Raw genomic sequence first — 22,213 nt, forward strand, 5'->3', positions numbered from 1 at the left:
CTAGTGATGCTTTTTGTGGTGTTTGTTCGAGTGTTTATAACCGTTACCGGAATGGGAGTGACCGCTGTCACTCCCCAGATCATTGCCGACCGCACCGCCGGCTGCACCGCCCAGGCCTGCACCGATGGTCGATCCGGTCGAACCGCCAAGACTGTTGCCGACCACCGATCCACCCGCCGCGCCCAAACCACCGCCTACCGCCGCCTCGGTGCGACTGTGCCTGGGCGCGGCAATGGCACTGCCGGCCGCTCCGCCGACACCCGCACCAACCGCTGCACCAGTACTGCCGCCCAACTGGCCACCGACCACATTGCCCAGCACCCCACCAAGACCACCGCCCACGGCGGCATCTCCATTACCTCCCGCCAGCGCCACCTGAGAGACCAGCCATCCAAAAACAATCGCAGGCAACATCAATCGTCGAGCACTCAGGCTTGTAGTTTTATTGCCGTTGGTTTTCGGGTTCATGGCACGCCTCGCATTCTTCAGGAGTATGGGAGATTTGAGCGGCTGCTGCGTGAAACGTTCATAAATGAAAAAGCCCGGCATCAAGCCGGGCTCTGTTCAAATCTGGATCAGGATCAGTGACGCTTGTGACCATTGGCCAGATTGCTGCCTACGCCGCCGCCCAATGCGCCGCCCAGGCCTGCACCGATGGTGGCACCGGACTTGCCGCCAAGGCTATTGCCGATCACCGAACCGCCGGCCGCGCCGACACCGCCACCGATAGCAGCGCTGGTGCGATGACCTTTTTTGGCAGCAACAGCGCTGCCCGCCGCGCCAGCGACACCTGCACCAATCGCTGCGCCAGTGCTGCCGCCCATCTTCTGGCCGACCACGTTACCCAATGCGCCGCCCAAGCCACCGCCCAACGCGGCAGTGCCGTCACCAGCCATTGCACCTTGAGCAACCAGAAGCCCCAGAACCAGAGCGGGCAGTGTTAAACGCATGACAAAAACCTCGAAAATAGGGGTAAACAAAAATGGGGGCGAGATTGAATGCTTTTGCACGGATAAAGTCCAGCACGCCGATCCAACTTCGCGGTTGGCGACAGTTGGACAGCACTTTAGGAAAAGGTTTTATGACGGACAAAAAAAAGCCCGCTGGGGAAACGGGCCAGGTGTTGCTTTCTAACGGATGAGTCGAGATTACGCAGACTGCTGTGAAAAGTTTGTGAAAGATCACCACTTTGAAAAAATTGTCATAAAACCCTTTCAGACATTAAAAACCCCCGCTCTTTGACGTAATGCTGTTCACTTAAGCGAAGTGATTCTTTGTAGGAGCGAGCTTGCTCGCGATGGTCGTTAACGATAACGCGTATTTACTGACTGAACGCGGCGCTCTTGAGTCCATCGCGAGCAAGCTCGCTCCTACAAAGTGAACAGCATTACGCTCTATGACGGGGTCTGCCTGACGTTCTATTACTTCCTGACCGGTGCTGTCACCCTGGGTAAGAATTTGCCCTTCAGTACCCGGCACGCCCTGGTCTTGATCTTGTCGACCTCAGTCTGGTCCTCGCCGAAGCTGGCCACATATTGGGTCTGGCCACACCGCACGCAATTGTTGATCGGAAACTCTGCGCCATCGTCCTCGATATACGGATCAGCCATCTCTTCACCCCTTTTCAACAAACGGGATCGACACCGGCAAGCCCTTTGCCTGAAAGAATATCGATCGCCAAGGTTTTTGAGACTAGCCGGTCACCTATGGACCTGCCGTTCGGATTTCCCCGTGACCGACGAATGGCCTTTCACCTTTCACCTCAACTTGACCGCAGTCCCGGTCACAAACACCACGACCATCCCGCCTTTGCCGGCCGGCATACTGATCTCATAATCAAGCCCGACCACCGCGTCCGCCTCAAGCGCCTGCGCCCGCTCCTTGATCTCATCGGTGGCTTGAATGCGCGCCTCCTTCAACGCCCGCTCCAGTGTCTGGGAACGTCCGCCGAAAAAGTCGCGCATCCCGGCAAACACGTCACGGACGACGTTGATCCCTTGCACCGACTCGGCGCTGACGATGTCCAGGTAGGCGGTAATTTGTCGGCCTTCAATGGAGTGGGTTGTGGTGGTGATCATGGGTGTTCCTTCCTGTTCAGAAATTCAGCCAGTGCATCAAACGCCGGCAACGTGACGGGATCGTTGGCCGAGTTGCTGGCCACCGGATGGGATGCGTAGCGGACGATGACCATCTCGGCCTTTGGGTCGAGGTAGATGCGCTGCATGATGTCGATTCTGTTCGAAGAGTTTGAGCGGTCTACAGCCGGACAGGCTTGTTCACTGTTTAAGCATGGGCCTCGCGATCAAGAACATCAGCGACCCACTGATTGATACTTTTGTGGGCTAGCTGAGCTTTCACGGCAACCGTCGCGTGAAGGGCTGGGGCCAGACGCAGACTGAGATGGCCTGAATAGGGTTTCTGTGGGGTGCGGCCGAGTTTGGCGCAAGTCTCCAGATAATCGGTGACGGCCTCTTCGAATGCGGTGCGAAGTTCTTTGACTGACTCGCCGTGAAACCCGACAACATCCTTGATGCCCGCAATGTGGCCGACGAACAGACCGTCTTCATCGCTGTACTCGATCCGGGCTGAGAAGCCGTTGTAGTTCATTACGTTCACGGGGTAACTCCTGCTTGTTCAAGAAAAGCCCGGGCGTCACGCACCTGATAGGGCTTGGCTTCTTTGTCGGGGTGCGGCCGGTGGAAGGTCGCGACCACTCCATTCAGTTCAAAACGTACTCGTGAACCATTGCCTTCGATAGTTCTGGCCCCAGCAGCGCTGAACAAGGATTCGATGCGGGACCACTCCATGGTGGCCGGGGTGAGTCTTGAAAATAAGGCTTTGAGGGTGCTGAGCTGTTTATTATTCATGGTATTATATCATGATACCGTACGAGATTTAGCAATCGCGAATGACATCGCTGATGCGTGGGAGAAGCCTCTAACGCGCGCTTAAAAAAACGCCGCTTATCCAGAACAGGAAAGCGGCGTTTTCGTGTCGAAGCTTTTTTTTGCACGGCAGGCAGGATATCGGGGGGACTCTCGCCGGGGTTGTAGGTAATTTCCGAGAGTTACGCTTGCTGCGTTTTTAGCGGGTCCCACCCCCCACGCTAACCTATGTGGCGATCACAGAAGCGCGCCCTGTTTGCTCAGTTTTGCTTCGCCAACGTAGGAATAGGTACACAGAGTGTTGGATTAACGCCAAGAGACATCAGCAATCAGCCCAGATCCCGGAACCTGTGGTGTTCAAATGGCGAAAGCGCTATCCGCACGCGGGTCTTGAGGGATTGAACGACCCTGCTTCGAAGTGGCCAGCCTCGCAAGCTCAGCACTCAAAAGATGAAGAAAGTTCTTACGCTGACCACCCAGCGCGTGCCGCGTGAGGCGACGCATTGGAGTGGCCGTGGTCAGAGTAGGATAAGATGCCTGCAAATCAGGCTTGCTGTGAGTAGCCCCGCATGACAGATAACAGTCGGAACACCACCCGTCTGATCAAGAAGTACCCGAATCGCCGTCTGTATGACACGCACACCAGCAGTCATTTGACCCTTGCGGATATACGCCAATTGGTCGTCGATAAAATCCCGTTCGAGGTGGTCGACGCCAAGACTGGCGAGGATCTGACCCGAAGTATTTTGCTGCAGGTCATTCTGGAAGCCGAAAGTGGCGGTGAGCCGATATTCTCCAGCGAGATGCTCATGGGGATTATCCAGTTCTACGGTCCCTACCAGAGCGTCCTCGGCAGCTACCTGGATAAAAGCATCCAGACGGTCATCGACATCCAGTCCCAGACCGGTGCCCAGTCATCTGAAGCCTGGAGCGAGTTCATGCACCAGCAAGCACCGGTCATGCAGGATTTGATGCGCCAGTATGTCGACCAGTCAAAAGCCCTCTACCTGAACACTCAGAACCTCTTCGGCCTGTTCGGCGGCACGCCACCAGGCAAGCCAGGTGCCGGTAGCGGGCCGAAAAAAAATGGCGATGGGGAGTAAACCCATCGCCATCAGTGTAACCGCTTTAATGTGACTTACTTGTTACCGCTTGTAGCCTTGGCAGCAGGAGCGGTTTTGCCGGCTGCGGCGGTCGCCGCGTCAAAACTGCTCTGGGCAACGTCAGCAGCCTGTTTTACGGCATTCTGTGCGCTTTCAAAAACGGTACCGGCATTCGCCAGCGACGACTTGAACGCGGCCACAACAGGCTCGGAGCCAGCCGGTGCATTCTTGCTGATCACTTCAACGAACTCTTGCACCTGCTGGGTGCCCGCCTCGACCTGACGCGAGGTCAGTTTGGCGATTTCCGAGTGAGTGCCGACAATCAACGCTTGCACTTGGCGATTGAACTCAGCCAGGCGTTCGACTTGCACATTTGGCTGGGTGAAAGAAGTCTGGAGCTCGGCGAGCCCTTGTAGATCACGGACTGCCAGCAGCTTGCGAAAGCCGTCGAACTGCTCCTCGGTGGCGGCCTGCAATGTCTTGAACTGCAATTGGCTGAACTGTTCAACACTGGAGAAGATTTTGCCGCTGATTTGCTGCAGGAGGTCTAGGTTGGCTTTCTGAGCGTCTTGCAATTTTTCCGAGTTAAAAAAAGACATGCTTGAATCTCCTGATGCTGGAAGGCCTACATGGGCCCGAGGACGCGATTGCGATCCTGCCGGTCATCGCGCTAGATTTAATATTGCAGCGCACAAATCCGTTTAGCAACATTTTTTTGTGCGGTGCACAAAAAATTTTCCTCTCCTGCCAATATTCGCTATAGACTCCTGACATCAAGCGGACAGCCAAGGTCTCTTCCTTAATGAGCCGCAGGCCGCTGCTTCGCATGTATAACGTCAGGAGATCACCATGGGCCAGGAAGATATTATTGCACCGCAATATGAAAAAACCTCCTCTCAACGCGGCCTGTTCGAACACCTGAGTCATCTGCAGCAGCTCAATACCCTGAACGTCCTTGATGCTTTGCGCCAGCGCCAGGAAAAAACCCTCGCGCCTCTGAAGCGGGGTCAACTCAGACAACCTACGCCCGCTGAATGGCAGGAATATGTCACCGACCTTGGCCAACGCAGCCTGCTGTTCTGGGACACCCTGCGCCAGCGCGGCGACAATACGCAGGCCCATGAACGCGCCGGGTATCCACTGCTGCTCAAGTTCGATCATGAAACCCTGATCGCCGGCTCCGATCTCCCGCGCCCGGTCAACTATTCGCTGCTGCAAATCCTCCCCGGACCAGAGCAAAGAATCGACAGCAACGGCCAGCCGGTGATCATCATTGACCCACGCGGCGGCCACGGCTCCGGAATCGGCGGTTTCAAACAGGATTCGGTATTAGGTGAAAGCCTCAGAGCCGGCCACCCCACCTATTTCATCTCTTTCAGTCACTCGCCACAGCCTGGGCAAACCCTGGCCGATATCGTCGAAGCCCAGGCCCGGTTCATCGAAGTCGTCAGCGCCCTTCACCCGGCCAACAGCAAGCCGATCATCATCGGTAACTGCCAGGCCGGCTGGGCCTTGATGGGGCTGGCGGCAACACGGCCGGAACTACCGGGATTGATCATTATCAATGGTGCCCCCTTGTCATACTGGGCCGGTGTCAATGGACGCAATCCGATGCGCTATACCGGTGGCCTGCTGGGTGGCGGCTGGATGGCTCGCCTGGGCAGCGACCTGGGCAATGGCCGTTTCGACGGTACCTGGCTGGTCAGCAATTTCGAAAACCTGGACCCGGCCAACACCTATTGGGGCAAGTACTACCAGTTGTTCAGCCAGGTCGACAGCGAGGCTGCGCGCTTCCTCGACTTCGAACGCTGGTGGGGCAGCCCGACCCTGCTCAATGGCGAAGAGATCGAGATGATTGTCGATGACCTTTTCATCGGCAACCAGTTGTCCGGCGGTCTCGGCCGCAAGAGCACCGGCATTGACCTGAAACGTATCGAAGCACCGGTGGTGGTGTTCTGTTCCTACGGAGACAACATCACCCCTCCCCAGCAGGCATTGAACTGGATCGCCGATGCCTATCCCAGCGATCTCGCTTTGCATGACGCAGGACGTACCATCGTCTACCTGCGGCACGCCAGCATCGGCCATTTAGGCATTTTTGTTTCCGGCAAGGTGGCGCGGCGCGAACACCGTGGGATGCTCGGCGCGGTCGAAGCCATCAAGGCGCTGCCGGCGGGACTGTATGAAATGCTGATTGACGATCTGCCAACCTCCTCAGGCAGCGATGACATGCAATACCGAGTGCGTTTCGAATCAAGGCGAATCGCCGATATCCATGATGACGTCGAGCCGGCCCGTGATGACGATCGCGAATTCTCTCTGGTGGAGCGCGCCTCTGAAATCAACAGCGCGTTTTACGACGGGTTCATACGTCCGTGGCTGCGTCAGATCGTCAACGAGCCAATTGCCGAACTGTTGCGCAGGGCGCACCCCTTCCATCAGCAGCAAGTGCTATGGAGCAGCCTGAATCCGGCACTGTGGTGGTTAGCCGGGACCGCCTCCCAAGTGAGCAGTGATCGTCGTCCCGCACGCAAAGACAACCCTCTGCTGGCCTGGCAGGAGCTGTTCTCCAACCAGATGCAAGACACCCTGAATGCTTATCGCGATGTGCGTGACGCCACTCAGGAGCTGTGTTTTTACGGTATTTACGGCGCGCTGAGTGCCTTCACCGGCAACAAGCCTGTGCGAAATCTCCAGGCACATGCCCACCAGTTGGACCAGGCCCTGATCGAACGCCTGCAGGATGCGCTGCCTCATGGCGGCCCTCTGGAAGCATTGGTGCGGATTCTGTTTTTGCTGGGCCGCGACAGCGACAAGGCGGGCAAGGAAAGCATTGAGAAGCTGATCCAGCAGGTGCACCTGCTGGTCCAGGACTACAGCAATGAGCCCACTGCCCTGCGCGAAGCCATCCGATTGCAGAACCTGCTGGTTTTCGCCCACCCGCAAGAAAGCTTGCGCAGCCTGCCTTTGTTGCTACCAGAGGCAAAGGAACGCCAACAGGTCCTGACAGCCGTTGGGCAATTGATGCCTGAACTGCTGGCGACCGTTGGAGCTGAAGGCGAATTCTGGCGTGAACTGCACGCGCTGCTCGAAGTTTCCCTGCCGGGCTTCAGCCTGACCCAACCACCCGGTGAAACAGTTGTCATCGCGCAGGAGCCCCCTTCGGAGCCATCCACACTTGCAGTAACGCTGTCGCCGCAGATCGCACCACCGCCCGCTCCTGCCAACGTAGTTAAAGCCCCGAAGCGCAAAGCGCGCAAAGGCACAACAGGCCCCAAGCCTCAATGACCCTTCACAAGGGATTAGCGGTGAATCCGTTCGGCGAAGCCTGCGACCTTATGATCTCTGGACAGACCGATGAGGTTCATGGATCGGACCCGCGCGACTTTTTCGACCACAGGCGGCAACTCGTCGGTTCGATACTGGCCGGGCGTCATACCGAACCAACGGATGCATGCCTTATGGAAGCTGCTGTGATCATGGAAGCCGAGCAGGCAGGTCACATGCTTCATGTTGAAATGAGAATGGCGCAAATAGAAGTCAGCCATCTGCCGGCGCACATCGTTCAGGACGTCCTTGAATTGCGTACCATCCTTCTCAAGGCCTCGTTGAAGCGTTCGCTTGCTGATATTCAGTGCCGCCGCAATCGATTCCATATCAGATTGCCCTTGGCCTTGCCCCTGGCTCAAGCGCTCGGTAATCAGCGCGCGAATCCTGCCAACCATAGAGTAACCGGACAACAGGTCCAATTGAGCCTCGGCAAAACTGTCATGGAGTGTGGCCAACGCCTCGTTGGCCATGCTCAACGGACTCAAAAGCTCCTGGCCATCGAACAGGATGCTGTCATATGCCGCCCCGAAACTCAGCGGACAGCCAAAAAGCCGCTGATGCTCCGACGTGTCCTCAGGTTCAGGATAAGTGAACTCCACACTCAACGGTTGCGGTGACTTGCCACCTGCCAGCCAATGGCAGAAACCCAGCAGCGAAGCCAAGGCTGCATCCGTGTATTGCCGGGGTTTGACCGAGCCATGTTGCTGATGATCGAGACTGGCCAATCGGTAATGCTGCTGCTCCTTGACAAGGAAAAGGCTGAATCCGGTACCAATCAAGGGGCTGAAACGAACCAGGCGTTCAAGCGCTCTTTTCAGATTCGAACTGGACATCATCGTGTAGCCCACGATCTGAAAACTACTGGGATGGAATTCCCCGTAGGCTTTCAGACCGATATTCAGATCATCCGAAGCCTGAGCAGCCAAGTCCCAAAGACGATAGATAATGCTTCGCTCGCAGAATGCTCCTGGTCTACTCACGAACCCGACATCCAGTCCCGCCTCCTGGCACAGACCGGCAAGATCCAGTCCCTGGGCCAAAAATGTATTCGCCAGCATGCTGGCATAACCCGAACTCATTCTATACATGGCGTCCTCATTGACCGATGGAACCGAACGTCCTGTCCGGAGCCGATACTGACATGCACTGAACATATTTCAACAGTGTTTCAGGAATATTAACTATCCATTGAGTTTTAAGAGTTGATCCAAGTATGGGTTCTCCTCATTTTTTTGCCAGCAGGCCAAAACACCCGCGTGGCACCGATGGACAGGAGAACGTCACCTTCAAACACTTCCGCACGGCCCGTCGATATCGAACAATCTTCTCTCCTGCAGCGCAAAAAAATGGAGTAGATGTATGGAATCGCGTAGTCGCATTGCTTTGGTAACGGGTGGTATGGGCGGTATCGGTACGGCAATCAGCCAACGTCTATACAAGGAAGGATTCAAGGTAATCGTCGGCTGCAGCTCTGATTCCAGCCGCAAGAACGACTGGCGCGCCAGCCAACTGGAGGCGGGTTACGAGTTCGAGTTCATCTATGGCGACGTCACCGATTGGGAGTCAACCCGCAAGGCTTTCGAGATGGCTCGTGAACAATTCGGCCCGATCGATGTGCTGGTCAACAACGCCGGCATCACCCGCGACGCGTCTTTTCGCAAGCTCACCCCGGAAGACTGGAACAGCGTGATCGGGACCAACCTGACGGGCTTGTTCAACACCACCAAGCAGGTCATTGAAGGCATGTTGTCCAAAGGCTGGGGGCGGATCATCAATATCTCCTCGATCAACGGTCAGCGCGGCCAGTTCGGCCAGACCAACTACTCCGCCGCCAAGGCTGGCATCCATGGTTTCACCATGGCGCTGGCCCGGGAAGTCTCCGGCAAGGGCGTGACCGTCAATACCGTATCCCCAGGCTACATCCAGACCTCCATGACCGCGGCAATACGCCCGGACATTCTGGAAGGCATGATCGCAGCCACTCCGGTTGGTCGCCTTGGCCAACCCGAAGAGATCGCCTCAATCGTAGCCTGGCTGGCTTCCGATGAGTCCGCCTACAGCACCGGTGCCGATTTCTCGGTAAACGGCGGCATGAACATGCAATAACTCCCGACCAGGGCAGGAATGCCCTGGTTTGCTCGACGAATTTTGTCTTTTCGATGAGGTCACGCATGAACGAAGTCGTAATCGTTGCCGCTACTCGTACCGCCATTGGCAGCTTCCAGGGTGCTCTGTCTGCAATTCCCGCGACCGAACTGGGTGCCGCAGTGATTCGCCGCTTGCTGGAGCAGACGGGTATCGATGCTGCTCAAATTGATGAAGTGATCCTCGGCCAGGTACTCACTGCCGGCGCTGGGCAAAACCCGGCACGCCAGACCGCGATCAAGGCTGGCTTGCCACACACCACGCCTGCCCTGACCTTGAACAAGGTTTGCGGCTCTGGTCTCAAGGCGGTCCATCTTGCCGTCCAGGCAATCCGTTGCGGCGACGCGGAACTGGTCATCGCTGGCGGTCAGGAAAACATGAGTCTGGCCCCCTATGTTCTGCCCAAGGCACGCACCGGCTTGCGTATGGGCCATGCGCAACTGCAAGACAGCATGATCCAGGATGGCCTGTGGGACGCCTTCAACGACTACCACATGGGTATCACCGCTGAGAATCTGGCACAGAAGTACGAGATCTCTCGTGAAGCACAGGATGCCTTCTCTGCCGCCTCGCAACAGAAGGCCGCCGCAGCCATTGAGGGCGGGCGTTTCCAGAGCGAAATCACCCCGATCCTGATTCCTCAGCGCAAGGGCGAACCGCTGGTCTTCGACACCGACGAACAGCCGCGTATCGACAGCACTGCGCAAGCGTTGGCGAAACTCAAACCGGCATTCCAGAAAGACGGCAGCGTGACCGCCGGCAACGCTTCGACCCTCAACGATGGTGCGGCCGTGCTGTTGCTGGCCAGCGCCGCTAAAGCACAAGCGCTGGGCCTTCCGGTACTGGCACGAATCAAAGCCTATGCCAGCGCCGGCGTGGACCCGTCGATCATGGGTATCGGCCCAGTCCCGGCTACACGTCTGACTCTGCAAAAGGCCGGCTGGAGTGTCGAGGACCTGGACCTGATTGAAGCCAATGAAGCCTTCGCCGCCCAGTCGCTGGCGGTTGGTAAAGAGTTGGGTTGGGACACCAGCAAGGTCAACGTCAACGGCGGCGCAATCGCCCTTGGCCATCCGATCGGCGCGTCGGGGGCACGGATTCTGGTGTCGCTGGTACACGAACTGATCCGTCGCGACGGCAAGAAGGGGCTGGCCACTTTGTGCATCGGCGGCGGACAAGGCGTCGGCCTGGCTATCGAGCGCTAACCAACGGCATCCGGGTAGCCCATGCGCGGACTTGGGACCCTTGTTCCGCGCATCGGATTGGCGTCAGGTTGGCGCCAGACAACGCTGCCCGCATTCCTGCCGTCGCTACGCCGAAGTCCGGCAAAGCGCGGCTTTTTTTCTGCCCGGCTCATCTGTATGGGCAAGGAACTTTATGGACAACAACACGCATACATTCAAAACCTATTGGTCAGGCCAGGTTCCGTTCATCGCTTCCTTTGCAGTGCAACAATTACGCCTATGGGTCAGCACTAATCCGTGGTTTTCCGGGCATGAGCACGGCGCCTGGTTCGAGTTGCCTCGCGAAACCCTGGACAGCCTTCAAGCGGACTACCAGGTTCAATGGGTCCAACTCGGCCAAAAACTGCTGACCGGCCAACCCTTCAGCTTCGATGATCGACGCTTCTCCAGCGGCAACTGGAGCGAGCCACTGTTCGGCTCCCTCGCTGCGTTTTACCTGCTCAATTCCAGCTTTCTTCTGAAGCTGCTCGACAAGCTGCTGATCGACGAAAAAAAACCGCGCCAACGCCTGCGCTATCTGGTGGAGCAAGCCATTGCCGCCAGTGCGCCAAGCAATTTCCTGGTCAGTAACCCCGATGCTCTCCAGCGTGTGGTTGAGACTCAAGGTGCCAGCCTGCTCACAGGTATGCAGCATCTGGCCAGCGACATGAACGAAGGCAAAATGCGCCAGTGTGATAGCGGCGCCTTCAAGGTAGGCGTCGATCTGGCCAACACCCCCGGCGAGATCGTCTTTGAGAATCACCTATTCCAGCTGATTCAGTACTACCCGCAAAGCGAAACCCAGTACCGACACCCGGTATTCGTCGTACCTCCCTCGATCAACAAGTACTACATCCTTGATCTGCGCCCGGACAACTCGATGGTCCGCCACCTGCTGGAACAGGGACATCCCGTATTCCTGATGTCCTGGCGCAACTTTGACGAGGAACACGCTGGCACTACCTGGGATGACCTGATTGAGCACGGGGTAATCGACGCCTTGCAGGTGGCCCGCGATATCAGTGGCGAGCAGCGACTCAATTGCGTGGGCTTCTGCATCGGCGGCACCCTGCTGAGCACCGCGCTGGCAGTACTTGCTGCACGCGGCGACAGGGAGATCGCCAGCGTGAGCCTGTTCACCACGTTCCTTGACTACCTGGATACCGGCCCCATCGACATATTCGTCGACGAAGAACTGGTGGCCTATCGAGAGCGCACCATCGGCGGCATGAAGGGTCCCATCGGTCTGTTTCGTGGTGAGGACATGGGCAATACCTTTTCCCTGCTGCGCCCCAACGAGCTGTGGTGGAACTACAACGTCGACAAATACCTCAAGGGGCAGAAGCCGATCCCGCTTGATCTGCTGTTCTGGAACAACGACAGCACCAACCTTCCGGGGCCGATGTACTGCTGGTACCTGCGCCACACCTATCTGCAGAACGATTTGAAATCAGGCGAGCTGGAGTGCTGTGGGGTCAAGCTTGATTTGCGTGCAATTGACGCTCCCGCTTACATCCTCGCCACCCATGACGATCACATCGTGCCCTGGAAAAGCGCCTACGCCAGCACCAACCTGCTCTCCGGGACCAAGCGTTTCGTATTAGGCGCTTCAGGGCATATCGCCGGCGTCATCAATCCACCGGCCAAGCAGAAGCGCCATTACTGGACCAATAATCGGGTCACGAAAAACCCGGAAACCTGGTTCAAGAATGCCGAGCAGCAACCCGGAAGCTGGTGGAATGATTGGTTCAACTGGCTGGCGGGACACTCCGGCGAGCGCCAACCAGCGGTTGCGCACATAGGGAATGACAAATTCCCGCCTCTGGAGCCGGCGCCAGGCAGTTATGTAAAGCAATGAAAGACTGAAACTCCCTGCTGCATGACTTCATGCAGCAGGTCAACTGCGGATCATTTGTTTCGGTACAAGGAGAGAGCCCCCCATGAGCACCGCGTTGCGCATCAACGAAGCACTTTTGATTGCCGGGCACGCATTCAAACCTTTTCAATGCGTCGCCTGGGCTGCGCAAGGCGGTAATGGCGAACTGAGCCTGACCGTCATCGACCGGGCCAGCACTCACATTTGTCGCAAACAGGTTCCAAGCAGTGCCTATTCCGACCCGGCGCAGTTGGAAAGCCTGCTGGAAGAGGTGCGCGCCGAGTTAAGCCAGGAGGGCTACAAACTACAATCCTGGACAATGCCAGAGTAAGCATTCTCGCGGATCGCTATCGGTGATCCGCCTGATACTCCATCTCAAGTTCATCGAAGGCAGCCTCACGCACCTGGTGTTGGAATCAGCCAGTCGTGCAGAGGGCTATGCCTTGGGCTTACGCGATGCGGGGATCATCACTGAAATACAGTGCGTCGAATGATGTACACCGCTTGGAAACTGTCGAAAAATCAGCCTCTGGTCGCAAAGCACTGAGCCGTCCAGGGTCTGGGCCAAAGCATGGGCTGAATTTTTCAAAACCGCAGGAACGAAAAAGCCCCGAATAATCGGGGTTCTAACGTTTAAATGTGGCGGTGAAGGAGAGATTCGAACTCTCGATACAGTTTCCTGTATACACACTTTCCAGGCGTGCTCCTTAAGCCACTCGGACACTTCACCGTATCTCTTCAAACAAGTTCTGTCTGTCGAGGCGCGCTAATGTAGTCGAAAGCTTTTCCGATGGCAAACATTTTTTTCAGAATTTTCATGCGGTTAACGCGATTCAGCGTTTCCGGTCGCTCGTGGCCATGGCAAACCGGCCAATCTCCGGCTTCGTGCCCTCTTCTATATAGAGGGGAATGCGCGGCAGGCACGGCGGGCTGCGCCTGGCGGGCAGGCAAAGGGTGACTGGCGGGTCAGTCACGGCGCTTTACCTGGCCTGCGGCGGTGGGTAACGTCTGCCCAACTTTATTGAAAGGAATAGCGTCATGAGTGAGTTGATTTCCTACCATCTCGAAGACGGTATCGCGACCCTGACCTTGAGCAATGGCAAGGTCAATGCCATTTCCCCGGATGTGATTGCCGAGTTCAACGCTGCGCTGGATCAGGCAGTGACTGATCGTGCGGTGGTGATCATTACTGGCCAGCCGGGCATTCTCTCCGGTGGTTATGACCTGAAGGTGATGACGGCCGGCCCTAAAGAAGCCGTGGCGCTGGTGACCTCCGGCTCGACACTGGCCCGCCGCCTGCTGTCGCACCCCTTCCCGGTGATCGTTGCGTGCCCGGGGCATGCGGTGGCCAAGGGCGCGTTTCTGCTGTTGTCGGCCGACTATCGCATCGGTGTAGACGGTGCGTTCAGCATCGGCCTGAACGAAGTGCAGATCGGCATGACCATGCACCACGCGGGCATCGAGATCGCCCGTGACCGCCTGAACAAAGTGGCGCTGCAGCGTTCGGTGGTCAACGGCGAGATGTTCAGTCCACAAGGCGCCGTGGCTGCCGGTTTCCTTGATGTCGTGGTCTCGGCTGAAGAACTGCAAGGCGCAGCACTGGCGGCGGCTCGCCAGTTGAAGAAGATCAACATGACCGCGCACAAGAACACCAAATTGAAAGTACGCAAAGCGCTGCTGGAGGCCCTGGACAACGCAATCATCCAGGATCAGGTACATTTGGGTTAAGCCCGGATCTGCTACAACGAAAAGCCTGACCATCGTGTCGGGCTTTTTCATACATGCCTCTTTATACATGCCTCGGTTAAACCTCTGTAACCGCTCTGGATCGCTTCTGACCGATTGGTCGGAAACATCAGCACAAACATCGGCTATCTTCCGCTTCCCTGGCAGTAATTGCCGAAAACAGTGCACATCCGTACACTGCGCCACCTTTTGTCCCGGTGGGGCCTGTAAATGCTGTTTTTGTTCCGTATGTCATTGATGGCCCTGCACTTTATCGTGGCGGGTGTGCTGGGTGTGATTCTCGGCCTGTGCCGGCCATTCAACCCGGACAACAGCCGTCTGTGCGCACGCCTGTATGCATGGCCGGCCATGTGTATTTTGCGTTTGCAGGTGAAGGCCGAAGTCGGGCCGTTGATGGATAAACCGGACAGTTGCGTGATCATCGCCAATCACCAGTCCAACTACGACCTGTTTATGTTTGGCAACGTGGTGCCCCGCCGCACCGTGTGCATCGGCAAAAAGAGCCTGAAATGGGTACCGCTGTTCGGGCAACTGTTCTGGCTGGCCGGCAATGTGCTGATCGACCGCGGCAATGCACAAAAGGCGCGCAAGTCGATGTTGACCACCACCCACACCCTGCAAAACAAAGACACCTCGATCTGGGTTTTCCCGGAAGGCACGCGCAACCTGGGCGAGGACTTGCTGCCCTTCAAGAAAGGCGCCTTCCAGATGGCCATTGCCGCCGGGGTGCCGATCGTGCCGGTGTGTGTCAGCAGTTACGTCAAACACATGCGATTGAACCGTTGGCGCAGCGGGAAAATTCTGATTCGTTCGTTGCCGGCGATTCCCACCGCCGGATTGAGCCTGGACGACATGCCCCTGCTGATTGCCCAGTGCCGCGAACAGATGCGTGAATGCATCGAATCGATGGACCGGCAACTGCAAGCTGCCTGAAAAAAGAAAACCCGCCTGGTGCGGGTTTTCTTTTGCCTGCAAGTCTTTACCGACGAACACAGCAGAATTAACTGACTCTCAAACACTGACAAGGCTAAGCTGATCAACACTGCCATTGCATTTGCTGCTAATTAAAAGCTGCCAAAAGAAGTGAATCACAATCATGGGTAGAGTTGTTGCTTCAGCGGTTTATAGCGCCGGTAAGAGAGTCACCAATATCACCCTCGACGAAGGCGCAGCCTGGGCGGCAAAGCCAGGCCACTTTGTCTGGATCGGCCTCGAGGAGCCGAACGCCGAGGAACTCTACAATCTGCAACGCCAGTTCAACCTGCACGAACTGGCCATCGAAGACGCCCTGGAAAAACACAGCCGGCCGAAGCTGGAAACCTTCGGCGATGCGCTGTTCATCGTGACCTATTCGCCCATCCGCCATGAAGGCAAACTCGAGTTCATCGAGACACATATCTTTGCCGGCAATGGCTACATCATTACGGCGCGCAACGGCCACTCGGCGTCCTACGCCCATGTCCGACAACGCTGTGAGGCGCGTCCGCTGTTGCTTGAGCACGGGGAAGATTTCGTACTTTATGCCATCCTCGATTTCGTGATCGAGAACTACCAGCCGATGGGCGAAGCCATTCACGGGGAAATCGATGAGCTGGAGGGCAATGTGTTATGCGGCTCGTTGAATGACTACGACATCCAGAGACTACATGGCCTGCGTCGTGATGTTTTGCGCTTGCGTCGTTATGTGGCACCGATGATTGAGATCGGGGAGGAATTGCAGAGGCTGAGCTTCCCGTTTATCGATAAAAACATGCGGCCTTACTTTCGCGATGTGCAGATCCATGTCACGCGGCAGATGGAAGACCTGACGACCCTGGCGGATATTGCCAGCCAGACGATTGAGGTCGGGGTGCTGTTGGAGGCCTCTCGCCAGAGTGTGGTGCAGCGCAAGTTTGCGGCCTGGGCGGCGATCCTGGCCTTCCCGACGGCGGTGGCGGGGATTTATGGAATGAATTTCCAGAACATACCGGAGTTGAGCTGGCACTACGGGTATTTCGGAGTGCTGGGGTTTATTACGGTGGGTTGTCTGGGGTTGTGGGCGAGTTTCAAGAAGTCGGGGTGGTTGTAGGAGCGAGCTCGCTCGCGAAAAACCCAAGGGCGCCGCTGTGTACCTGGTTCAACGCGCTATCGTTCACGACTTTCGCGAGCAGGCTCGCTCCCACATTGATCTGCGCGACACCGAAAATCCGATGTGGGAGCGAGCCTGCTCGCGATGCTTTTAATTTCAATCAGCTGCCGGCTTGTGCGCCACAAACCGCATCATCCACTCGGCAACCGTGGCGCCGTGGTGTTCCTGTTCCAGGCTCGCGATACCTTTGGAGTAGACCTGCTCACCCAGTGCCTGCTGGCGAATCTCCAACAGGGCGCGGGAGTAGTCGTGGATGAATTCCGGATGCCCCTGGAAGCACAGCACCTGATCGTTGATGTGGTAAGCGGCATACGGGCAGAAATCGCTGGAAGCGATGACCGTAGCGTTTTCCGGCAGCGACGTGACCTGATCCTGGTGGCTGATCAGCAACGTCAGTTCTTCGCGCACCGGGCTCATCCATGGCGCCTTGGCGGCCAATTTGTAGTTGTGCGTGCCGACGCCCCAGCCTTGGGTCGCACGCTCGCTCTTGCCACCGAGCAGCAGCGCCAGCAACTGATGACCGAAGCAGACGCCCAGCAATTTGTCGCCGCGCTCGTAGCGGGTCAGCAGATACTTCTTGAGGGTTTCGATCCACGGGTCGGTGCCGAATGAATCGGCCTTGCTGCCCGTCACCAGGTAGGCGTCGAATGTCAGGTCGTCGCCTGGGTATTCACCCTGCACCACGTTGTAGACCGTGAACTCGGCGGCAATCGGTTGCTGCGAAAACAGGTGTTTGAACATCTGCCCGTAGCCCTGATATTGGTCAACCAATTCCGGACGCAGGTGGTCGGTTTCCAGAATGCAGATGCGTAACGACATAAAAAATACCTGACACGTGATGGGAATAATGCACACCCCAGAGCCTGCCTTGAAACACTGTGACAAGGCAAGCCCCGAAATGCGTCATCGAGCCCTTAGAAGATCTCCCCTTTCGCCGCTTTTTCCAGCAGCAGTGCAGGCGGTGCGAACCGCTCGCCATATTGCCTGGTCAGGTACTGGGCACGGGCGACAAAGTCGTGCACGCCGTACTGGTTGATGAACTGCAGCGCACCACCGGTCCATGGTGCGAACCCGATACCGAAGATCGAGCCAACGTTGGCATCCGCCGTCGAGGTCAACACGCCCTCCTCCACGCAGCGCACTGTTTCGATGGCTTGCACGAACAGCAAGCGATCACGCACATCCTTCGGCGAAATCTGTCCGTCGGTTTTCTCGAAGCGCGTCTTCAACTCCGGCCACAAGTGTTTCTGGCCGCCCACCGGATACTCGTAGAAACCTCCACCGGCAGCCTTGCCCGGACGCTTGAACTCATTGAGCAGCACGTCAATCACAGAAAATGCTGGATGTTCTATCAGCGGTTTCCCTTCTGCTTGCAAGTCCTTGGCGGTTTGCAGGCGGATATGGCTCATCAGGCTGAGGGAAACCTCGTCAGAGATCGCAAGCGGTCCTACCGGCATGCCGGCTTTGCGCGCTTCAGTCTCTATCATCGCCGCGTTGATGCCTTCACCCAGCATGGCGATGCCTTCGTTGGTGAAGGTGCCGAACACCCTTGAGGTGAAGAAACCGCGGCTGTCATTGACCACAATCGGGGTTTTCCTGATTTGCAGGACGTAATCGAATCCGCGGGCCAGGGTTTCGTCGCTGGTGTTGGCGCCCTTGATGATTTCCACCAGCTGCATTTTTTCCACGGGGCTGAAAAAATGCAGGCCGATGAACTTGCTCTGGTCGGGCACGGCGCACGCCAGGCCGCTGATCGGCAAGGTCGAGGTGTTGGAAGCGATCACTGCGTCCGCGCCGACGACTTTCTGTGCCGCCAACGAGACCTTGGCCTTCAAATCTCGATCCTCGAACACGGCCTCGATGATCAGGTCGCAACCGGCCAGGTCGGCATCGCTTTCGCTGGTTTGAATGCGTGAAAGAACGGTGTCGCGTTGCTCGATGCTCATTTGTCCGCGTGCGACTTTCCTGTCCAGCAGCGCCGCCGAATGCGCCTTGCCCCTCTCTGCCGCGGCGAGGTTGATGTCCTTGAGCACCACCTCGATACCTGCCGATGCGCTGACAAACGCAATCCCCGCACCCATCATCCCAGCGCCGAGCACGCCGACTTTGCGGGTGACATACGGTTCAAAACCTTGAGGCCGCGAGCCTCCGGCATTGATTTCGTTGAGCTGGAACCAGAACGTGCCAATCAGGTTTTTCGAGACCTGGCCAGTGGTCAGTTCGGTGAAATACCGGGTTTCGATCAAGTGCGCCGTGTCGAAATCCACCTGGGCGCCCTCGACCGCCGCACAGAGGATTTTCTCCGGCGCGGGCATCGTGCCCTGGGTTTTACTGCGCAGGATCGAGGGTGCAATCGCCAGCATCTGGGCAACTTTCGGGCTTGACGGTGTACCGCCCGGAATCTGGTAGCCCTTCACATCCCAGCGTTGTATCGCCGTCGGGTTAGCGAGAATCCACGCCTTCGCCTTGACCAGCAAGTCCTCGTGATCGCTCGCCAGTTCGTCGATCAACCCTGCCTGCAATGCCTGTTGCGGCCGCACCCGCTTGCCTTCGAGCAGATACGGCAGGGCCTTTTCCAGGCCGAGCATGCGCACCATGCGCACCACGCCACCGCCGCCCGGCAGCAGGCCGAGGGTGACTTCCGGCAGGCCGAGTTGCACCGATGGATTGTCCAGCGCCACGCGATGATGGCAGGCCAAACAGATTTCCCAGCCGCCGCCGAGTGCCGCGCCGTTGATCGCCGCGACCACCGGTTTGCCGAGGGTTTCCAGGGTGCGCAACTGGCCCTTGAGGGTCAGCACCATGTCGTAGAAGGCTTTGGCTTCGGGCTTGCCGACCTTGATCAGTTCATTGAGGTCGCCGCCAGCGAAGAAAGTCTTCTTGGCCGAGGTGATGATCACACCGGCGATGCTGTCCTTGTCGGCCACCAGGCGCGCAACGCAGTCAGTCATGGCCTCGCGGTACACCGCGTTCATGGTGTTGGCGCTCTGGCCCGGTATGTCGATGGTCAGGACCACGATCTGGTCCTGGCCTTTTTCGTAACGAATTGCTTCGCTCATAACTGGGTTCCTTGAAGTCCGGGCTCAGAGGCGTTCGATGATGGTGGCAATACCCATGCCGCCGCCGACACACAGGGTCGCGAGGCCATAACGCAGGCGTCGGGCTTCCAGTTCATCGAGCAGCGTGCCGAGAATGGCGCAGCCGGTGGCACCCAGCGGGTGGCCCATGGCGATGGAACCACCGTTGACATTGACCTTGTCCGGGTCGACGGCCATGTCCTTGATGAATTTCAACACCACGGAAGCAAACGCCTCGTTGACCTCGAACAGATCGATGTCTTCAACCCGCAGCCCGGCCTTGGCCAGCGCCTTGCGGGTCGCCGGCGCAGGGCCGGTGAGCATGATGGTCGGGTCGGTGCTGGTGACCGCAGTGGCGACAATCCGCCCCCGGGGCTGCAAGCCCAGCGCCCGACCCTTGGCTTCGGAGCCGATGAGCATCAGCGCCGCGCCATCGACAATCCCGGAACTGTTGCCGGGGGTGTGAACATGATTGATCCGCTCGACGTGGCTGTAGACCCGCAGTGCGGTGGCATCGAAGCCCATCTGCCCCATCATCTCGAAACTTGGCTTGAGCTTGCCCAGGCCTTCCAGGGTCGATTCGGCGCGGATGAACTCATCGTGATCGAGCAGAATGATGCCGTTCTGGTCCTGCACCGGCACCAGCGATTTGTTGAACGAACCGTCGGCTCGCGCACGCGCAGCCTTTTGCTGGGAATGCAGCGCATAGGCATCGACATCCTGACGGCTGAAGCCTTCAAGGGTGGCGATCAGGTCCGCGCCCACACCCTGTGGCGTGAAGTGGCTGTGCAGGTTGGTCGCCGGGTCCAGCGCCCAGGCCCCGCCATCGCTGCCCATCGGCACCCGGGACATCGACTCGACACCGCCGACCACCACCAGGTCTTCGAAGCCGGAGCGCACTTTCATTGCGCCGAGGTTGACCGCCTCCAGCCCGGAAGCGCAGAAGCGGTTGATCTGCACCCCCGCCACACTGACATCCCAATCGGCCACCTGAGCAGCAGTTTTGGCGATGTCAGAGCCTTGATCGCCAACCGGCGTCACGCAGCCGAGCACCACGTCATCGACCTGGCTGGTGTCCAGCGCCATGCGCTGTTGCAGTGCGGTGAGCAAACCGGCAACCAGATTCACCGGTTTGACACTGTGCAAGGCGCCGTCGGCCTTGCCTTTGCCACGGGGCGTGCGTAACGCGTCGAAAATCAATGCTTGGGTCATGACGTCCTCGAACCACAGTGCAGGTGGGTAAATACCGAGCGCTCATCTTGGCCCGAGCCGCGATTGATTCAATGACCTTAGCGCTCACAGACGTTGACGCTCACGCTCAGACGGACGGTAGTCAGCTACCGGATTAACCGATTCAAGACACCAAGCTGTCTAGCCAACGGGCGCCAAAGAAGCTGGCAATAGGCCTCATATCTTTTTAAAAGAGAATCGTAACGACTCCATATGAAATGGATCTAAACCAAGCACAGCGCGGGCTCTAAGGTGAAGTTGTACGAAGTTGTCGTCGGGTTTTGCCGAGACGCTCGTCACTACAGGAAGTGCAACGCGCTGCCAACATGGAGATATGCAGGCAGGCATCAGGAAATAACAAAAAAGGCGGTCAAGCCATGTTCAAACAATCGAAAGTACGTCAAGCCGGGCTCATCCTTTTCGCCACCACGCTGTTGTTGATATTGCCGAACCTGACCAAGGTGATCGGCTAGTCGCGTCTAAAAGATACGGCGTCACAGATTTTGAATTGCCACTATCAAAATGTGACTGGCCCGCTAGCCGGGCCAGCGTGGCTGTGCCAATCTTTGCGGCACTTGCACGACATGGACGGCGATCACTTGAAAATGCTCATTCTGCTCGGGGCCATGCTGTTCGGCTCGCCCCTGTATGCCGCACAGCTGAACCTGGAGCTGGGCGCGAACAGTCGCACCTGGCAGACAGAGCAATTGCTCAAGCATCCTCAGGCTCAAACCATCAACATCAGCAACGACGTTTCCTACAAGCGGGACATGAGTTACCGCGCCGTGCCGTTGTCCGCGCTGCTGAACGGCATCAAGCCCGAGGACCATCTGCAAGCCGTGGCCCTGGATGGCTTTGCCGCCGAAATGGCCGCAGCGCCGTTGCTCAATACACAGGGGGCACAGGCTTGGCTGGCGATTGAAGACCCGGCCAAACCCTGGCCACCGCTGTCGGAAGGCAAGCCAGGCGCCGGGCCGTTCTATCTGGTCTGGAGCAATCCGCAGGCCGGCAACATCAGCCCCGAACAATGGCCGTTCCAGGTGGCAAGCATCAAACGCCTGGCGCCCGTAGCCGAGCGCTTTCCTGCCCTGCTGCCCGATCCGGCGTTGAAGGCGGATGATCCGGTGAACAAGGGATTTGCGTTATTCCAGAAAAATTGCCTGGCCTGCCATCGACTCAACGGCGTCGGGGACGCGCAATTCGGGCCGGACCTGAATATTCCGTACAACCCGACCGAGTACTTCGGCGCGGACTTCCTCAAGCGCTACATTCGCGATCCACAGAGTTTGCGCCAATGGCCGCAGGCGAAGATGCCCGGGTTCTCGGCCGAGGTGCTGCCGGATGGGGATCTGGGGATGCTGGTGGGGTATTTGAAGCATATGGCGGGGCGCAAGGTTCAACCCTGACAGACCTCCCCGTAGGAGCTGCCGCAGGCTGCGATCTTTTGATCTTTAATATCAAAATCAAAAG

At 57.6% G+C, this 22,213-nt stretch carries 21 protein-coding genes, 1 tRNA gene and 2 pseudogenes; 11 read left to right on the forward strand and 13 right to left on the reverse strand.

Annotation, left to right across the window (positions count from 1 at the left end):
- The 7 genes and pseudogenes from KGA83_RS24415 to KGA83_RS24445 all read right to left on the reverse strand — a co-directional run bounded on the left by KGA83_RS24415 (position 1) and on the right by KGA83_RS24445 (position 2,867).
- Positions 1-468: a hypothetical protein gene (locus KGA83_RS24415; protein ID WP_223531091.1), complete on the reverse strand. Its 468-nt coding sequence runs from the start codon at positions 466-468 to the stop codon at positions 1-3.
- Positions 469-581: 113 nt separating this feature from the next.
- On the reverse strand, positions 582-950 hold the full coding sequence (locus tag KGA83_RS24420; RefSeq protein ID WP_007988063.1) for a hypothetical protein: 369 nt from the start codon (positions 948-950) through the stop codon (positions 582-584).
- Between the two features lie 471 nt (positions 951-1,421).
- Positions 1,422-1,610, reverse strand: a complete 189-nt coding sequence (locus KGA83_RS24425; protein ID WP_108218939.1) for a hypothetical protein — start codon at positions 1,608-1,610, stop codon at positions 1,422-1,424.
- A gap of 147 nt (positions 1,611-1,757) precedes the next feature.
- Complete coding sequence (locus KGA83_RS24430; protein ID WP_108218940.1) at positions 1,758-2,078, reverse strand: YbjQ family protein; 321 nt, start codon at positions 2,076-2,078, stop codon at positions 1,758-1,760.
- A pseudogene (locus KGA83_RS24435) lies at positions 2,075-2,221 on the reverse strand (6-aminohexanoate hydrolase); the annotation flags it as partial. The gene KGA83_RS24430 and the pseudogene KGA83_RS24435, both read right to left, overlap by 4 nt.
- A gap of 62 nt (positions 2,222-2,283) precedes the next feature.
- Complete coding sequence (locus KGA83_RS24440; RefSeq protein ID WP_108218941.1) at positions 2,284-2,616, reverse strand: type II toxin-antitoxin system HicB family antitoxin; 333 nt, start codon at positions 2,614-2,616, stop codon at positions 2,284-2,286.
- A complete protein-coding gene (locus KGA83_RS24445) occupies positions 2,613-2,867 on the reverse strand; it encodes a type II toxin-antitoxin system HicA family toxin (RefSeq protein ID WP_108218942.1) in 255 nt (84 codons plus the stop codon). The genes KGA83_RS24440 and KGA83_RS24445 overlap by 4 nt, the downstream gene beginning before the upstream one ends.
- Positions 2,868-3,188: 321 nt before the next feature.
- Here KGA83_RS24445 and KGA83_RS24450 point away from each other — a divergent pair.
- Both KGA83_RS24450 and phaR read left to right on the forward strand, forming a co-directional pair.
- Positions 3,189-3,401 (forward strand): annotated as a pseudogene (locus KGA83_RS24450) (helix-turn-helix domain-containing protein); the annotation flags it as partial.
- 53 nt (positions 3,402-3,454) lie between these two features.
- A complete protein-coding gene (gene phaR / locus KGA83_RS24455; RefSeq protein WP_108218943.1) occupies positions 3,455-3,988 on the forward strand; it encodes a polyhydroxyalkanoate synthesis repressor PhaR in 534 nt (177 codons plus the stop codon).
- Positions 3,989-4,023: 35 nt separating this feature from the next.
- On the opposite strand, the gene phaP is transcribed toward phaR, so the two are convergent.
- Positions 4,024-4,587 carry a TIGR01841 family phasin gene (phaP, locus tag KGA83_RS24460; protein ID WP_108218944.1) on the reverse strand — a complete coding sequence of 188 codons (564 nt, stop codon included), beginning with the start codon at positions 4,585-4,587 and terminating at the stop codon, positions 4,024-4,026.
- 250 nt (positions 4,588-4,837) lie between these two features.
- Between phaP and KGA83_RS24465 the strand changes: the two genes are divergently transcribed.
- Positions 4,838-7,276, forward strand: coding sequence for a DUF3141 domain-containing protein (locus tag KGA83_RS24465; RefSeq protein WP_223531092.1), 2,439 nt, complete (start codon positions 4,838-4,840; stop codon positions 7,274-7,276).
- Positions 7,277-7,290: 14 nt separating this feature from the next.
- Here KGA83_RS24465 and KGA83_RS24470 read toward each other — a convergent pair whose 3' ends face one another.
- On the reverse strand, positions 7,291-8,406 hold the full coding sequence (locus tag KGA83_RS24470) for an AraC family transcriptional regulator (RefSeq protein ID WP_223531093.1): 1,116 nt from the start codon (positions 8,404-8,406) through the stop codon (positions 7,291-7,293).
- 271 nt (positions 8,407-8,677) lie between these two features.
- Here KGA83_RS24470 and phbB point away from each other — a divergent pair, with 271 nt between their 5' ends.
- From phbB to KGA83_RS24490, 4 genes are all read left to right on the forward strand, one after another.
- Complete coding sequence (phbB, locus tag KGA83_RS24475) at positions 8,678-9,424, forward strand: acetoacetyl-CoA reductase (RefSeq protein ID WP_007988010.1); 747 nt, start codon at positions 8,678-8,680, stop codon at positions 9,422-9,424.
- Positions 9,425-9,489: 65 nt separating this feature from the next.
- Positions 9,490-10,668 (forward strand): acetyl-CoA C-acetyltransferase, encoded by a 1,179-nt coding sequence (locus KGA83_RS24480; protein ID WP_223531094.1) that lies wholly within the window; start codon positions 9,490-9,492, stop codon positions 10,666-10,668.
- 172 nt (positions 10,669-10,840) lie between these two features.
- Entirely contained in the window at positions 10,841-12,544 is a 1,704-nt protein-coding gene (phaC, locus tag KGA83_RS24485) for a class I poly(R)-hydroxyalkanoic acid synthase (protein ID WP_223531095.1), read from the forward strand.
- An 82-nt stretch (positions 12,545-12,626) separates the two neighbouring features.
- Complete coding sequence (locus KGA83_RS24490) at positions 12,627-12,893, forward strand: hypothetical protein (protein ID WP_223531096.1); 267 nt, start codon at positions 12,627-12,629, stop codon at positions 12,891-12,893.
- A 309-nt stretch (positions 12,894-13,202) separates the two neighbouring features.
- Here the strand turns inward: KGA83_RS24490 and KGA83_RS24495 are convergent.
- A tRNA-Ser gene (locus KGA83_RS24495) sits at positions 13,203-13,292 on the reverse strand.
- A 308-nt stretch (positions 13,293-13,600) separates the two neighbouring features.
- On the opposite strand from KGA83_RS24495, the gene KGA83_RS24500 reads away from it, so the two are divergent.
- The 3 genes from KGA83_RS24500 (at position 13,601) to KGA83_RS24510 (ending at position 16,376) form a co-directional block, all read left to right on the forward strand.
- Positions 13,601-14,290: a crotonase/enoyl-CoA hydratase family protein gene (locus tag KGA83_RS24500; RefSeq protein ID WP_108218950.1), complete on the forward strand. Its 690-nt coding sequence runs from the start codon at positions 13,601-13,603 to the stop codon at positions 14,288-14,290.
- 228 nt (positions 14,291-14,518) lie between these two features.
- Positions 14,519-15,241, forward strand: a complete 723-nt coding sequence (locus KGA83_RS24505; RefSeq protein ID WP_108218951.1) for a 1-acylglycerol-3-phosphate O-acyltransferase — start codon at positions 14,519-14,521, stop codon at positions 15,239-15,241.
- A 163-nt stretch (positions 15,242-15,404) separates the two neighbouring features.
- Positions 15,405-16,376 carry a magnesium and cobalt transport protein CorA gene (locus KGA83_RS24510; RefSeq protein WP_108218952.1) on the forward strand — a complete coding sequence of 324 codons (972 nt, stop codon included), beginning with the start codon at positions 15,405-15,407 and terminating at the stop codon, positions 16,374-16,376.
- A 156-nt stretch (positions 16,377-16,532) separates the two neighbouring features.
- Here the strand turns inward: KGA83_RS24510 and KGA83_RS24515 are convergent, their stop codons facing one another.
- The 3 genes from KGA83_RS24515 to KGA83_RS24525 form a co-directional block, all read right to left on the reverse strand.
- Entirely contained in the window at positions 16,533-17,255 is a 723-nt protein-coding gene (locus KGA83_RS24515; RefSeq protein WP_108218954.1) for an amidotransferase, read from the reverse strand.
- A 95-nt stretch (positions 17,256-17,350) separates the two neighbouring features.
- Positions 17,351-19,495: a 3-hydroxyacyl-CoA dehydrogenase NAD-binding domain-containing protein gene (locus KGA83_RS24520; protein WP_223531097.1), complete on the reverse strand. Its 2,145-nt coding sequence runs from the start codon at positions 19,493-19,495 to the stop codon at positions 17,351-17,353.
- 24 nt (positions 19,496-19,519) lie between these two features.
- Entirely contained in the window at positions 19,520-20,725 is a 1,206-nt protein-coding gene (locus KGA83_RS24525; protein ID WP_108218956.1) for an acetyl-CoA C-acetyltransferase, read from the reverse strand.
- Positions 20,726-21,327: 602 nt separating this feature from the next.
- On the opposite strand from KGA83_RS24525, the gene KGA83_RS24530 reads away from it, so the two are divergent.
- Positions 21,328-22,149 carry a c-type cytochrome gene (locus KGA83_RS24530; protein ID WP_108218957.1) on the forward strand — a complete coding sequence of 274 codons (822 nt, stop codon included), beginning with the start codon at positions 21,328-21,330 and terminating at the stop codon, positions 22,147-22,149.
- Positions 22,150-22,213 lie beyond the last annotated feature (64 nt).

It is taken from the genome of Pseudomonas sp. GL-R-19, from assembly GCF_019956375.1.
Lineage (GTDB): Bacteria > Pseudomonadota > Gammaproteobacteria > Pseudomonadales > Pseudomonadaceae > Aquipseudomonas.

What these genes read in the sequence shown, in the direction of transcription:
- KGA83_RS24470 (WP_223531093.1), bottom strand. Translation starts at nt 8,406, where the DNA reads ATGTATAGAATGAGTTCGGGTTATGCCAGCATGCTGGCGAATACATTT.
- KGA83_RS24420 (WP_007988063.1), bottom strand. Translation starts at nt 950, where the DNA reads ATGCGTTTAACACTGCCCGCTCTGGTTCTGGGGCTTCTGGTTGCTCAA.
- KGA83_RS24415 (WP_223531091.1), bottom strand. Translation starts at nt 468, where the DNA reads ATGAACCCGAAAACCAACGGCAATAAAACTACAAGCCTGAGTGCTCGA.
- KGA83_RS24465 (WP_223531092.1), top strand. Translation starts at nt 4,838, where the DNA reads ATGGGCCAGGAAGATATTATTGCACCGCAATATGAAAAAACCTCCTCT.
- phaC (WP_223531095.1), top strand. Translation starts at nt 10,841, where the DNA reads ATGGACAACAACACGCATACATTCAAAACCTATTGGTCAGGCCAGGTT.
- KGA83_RS24525 (WP_108218956.1), bottom strand. Translation starts at nt 20,725, where the DNA reads ATGACCCAAGCATTGATTTTCGACGCGTTACGCACGCCCCGTGGCAAA.
- KGA83_RS24445 (WP_108218942.1), bottom strand. Translation starts at nt 2,867, where the DNA reads ATGAATAATAAACAGCTCAGCACCCTCAAAGCCTTATTTTCAAGACTC.
- KGA83_RS24520 (WP_223531097.1), bottom strand. Translation starts at nt 19,495, where the DNA reads ATGAGCGAAGCAATTCGTTACGAAAAAGGCCAGGACCAGATCGTGGTC.
- KGA83_RS24430 (WP_108218940.1), bottom strand. Translation starts at nt 2,078, where the DNA reads ATGATCACCACCACAACCCACTCCATTGAAGGCCGACAAATTACCGCC.
- KGA83_RS24510 (WP_108218952.1), top strand. Translation starts at nt 15,405, where the DNA reads ATGGGTAGAGTTGTTGCTTCAGCGGTTTATAGCGCCGGTAAGAGAGTC.
- phaR (WP_108218943.1), top strand. Translation starts at nt 3,455, where the DNA reads ATGACAGATAACAGTCGGAACACCACCCGTCTGATCAAGAAGTACCCG.
- KGA83_RS24425 (WP_108218939.1), bottom strand. Translation starts at nt 1,610, where the DNA reads ATGGCTGATCCGTATATCGAGGACGATGGCGCAGAGTTTCCGATCAAC.
- KGA83_RS24515 (WP_108218954.1), bottom strand. Translation starts at nt 17,255, where the DNA reads ATGTCGTTACGCATCTGCATTCTGGAAACCGACCACCTGCGTCCGGAA.
- KGA83_RS24480 (WP_223531094.1), top strand. Translation starts at nt 9,490, where the DNA reads ATGAACGAAGTCGTAATCGTTGCCGCTACTCGTACCGCCATTGGCAGC.
- KGA83_RS24500 (WP_108218950.1), top strand. Translation starts at nt 13,601, where the DNA reads ATGAGTGAGTTGATTTCCTACCATCTCGAAGACGGTATCGCGACCCTG.
- phaP (WP_108218944.1), bottom strand. Translation starts at nt 4,587, where the DNA reads ATGTCTTTTTTTAACTCGGAAAAATTGCAAGACGCTCAGAAAGCCAAC.
- KGA83_RS24530 (WP_108218957.1), top strand. Translation starts at nt 21,328, where the DNA reads ATGGACGGCGATCACTTGAAAATGCTCATTCTGCTCGGGGCCATGCTG.
- KGA83_RS24505 (WP_108218951.1), top strand. Translation starts at nt 14,519, where the DNA reads ATGCTGTTTTTGTTCCGTATGTCATTGATGGCCCTGCACTTTATCGTG.
- KGA83_RS24490 (WP_223531096.1), top strand. Translation starts at nt 12,627, where the DNA reads ATGAGCACCGCGTTGCGCATCAACGAAGCACTTTTGATTGCCGGGCAC.
- phbB (WP_007988010.1), top strand. Translation starts at nt 8,678, where the DNA reads ATGGAATCGCGTAGTCGCATTGCTTTGGTAACGGGTGGTATGGGCGGT.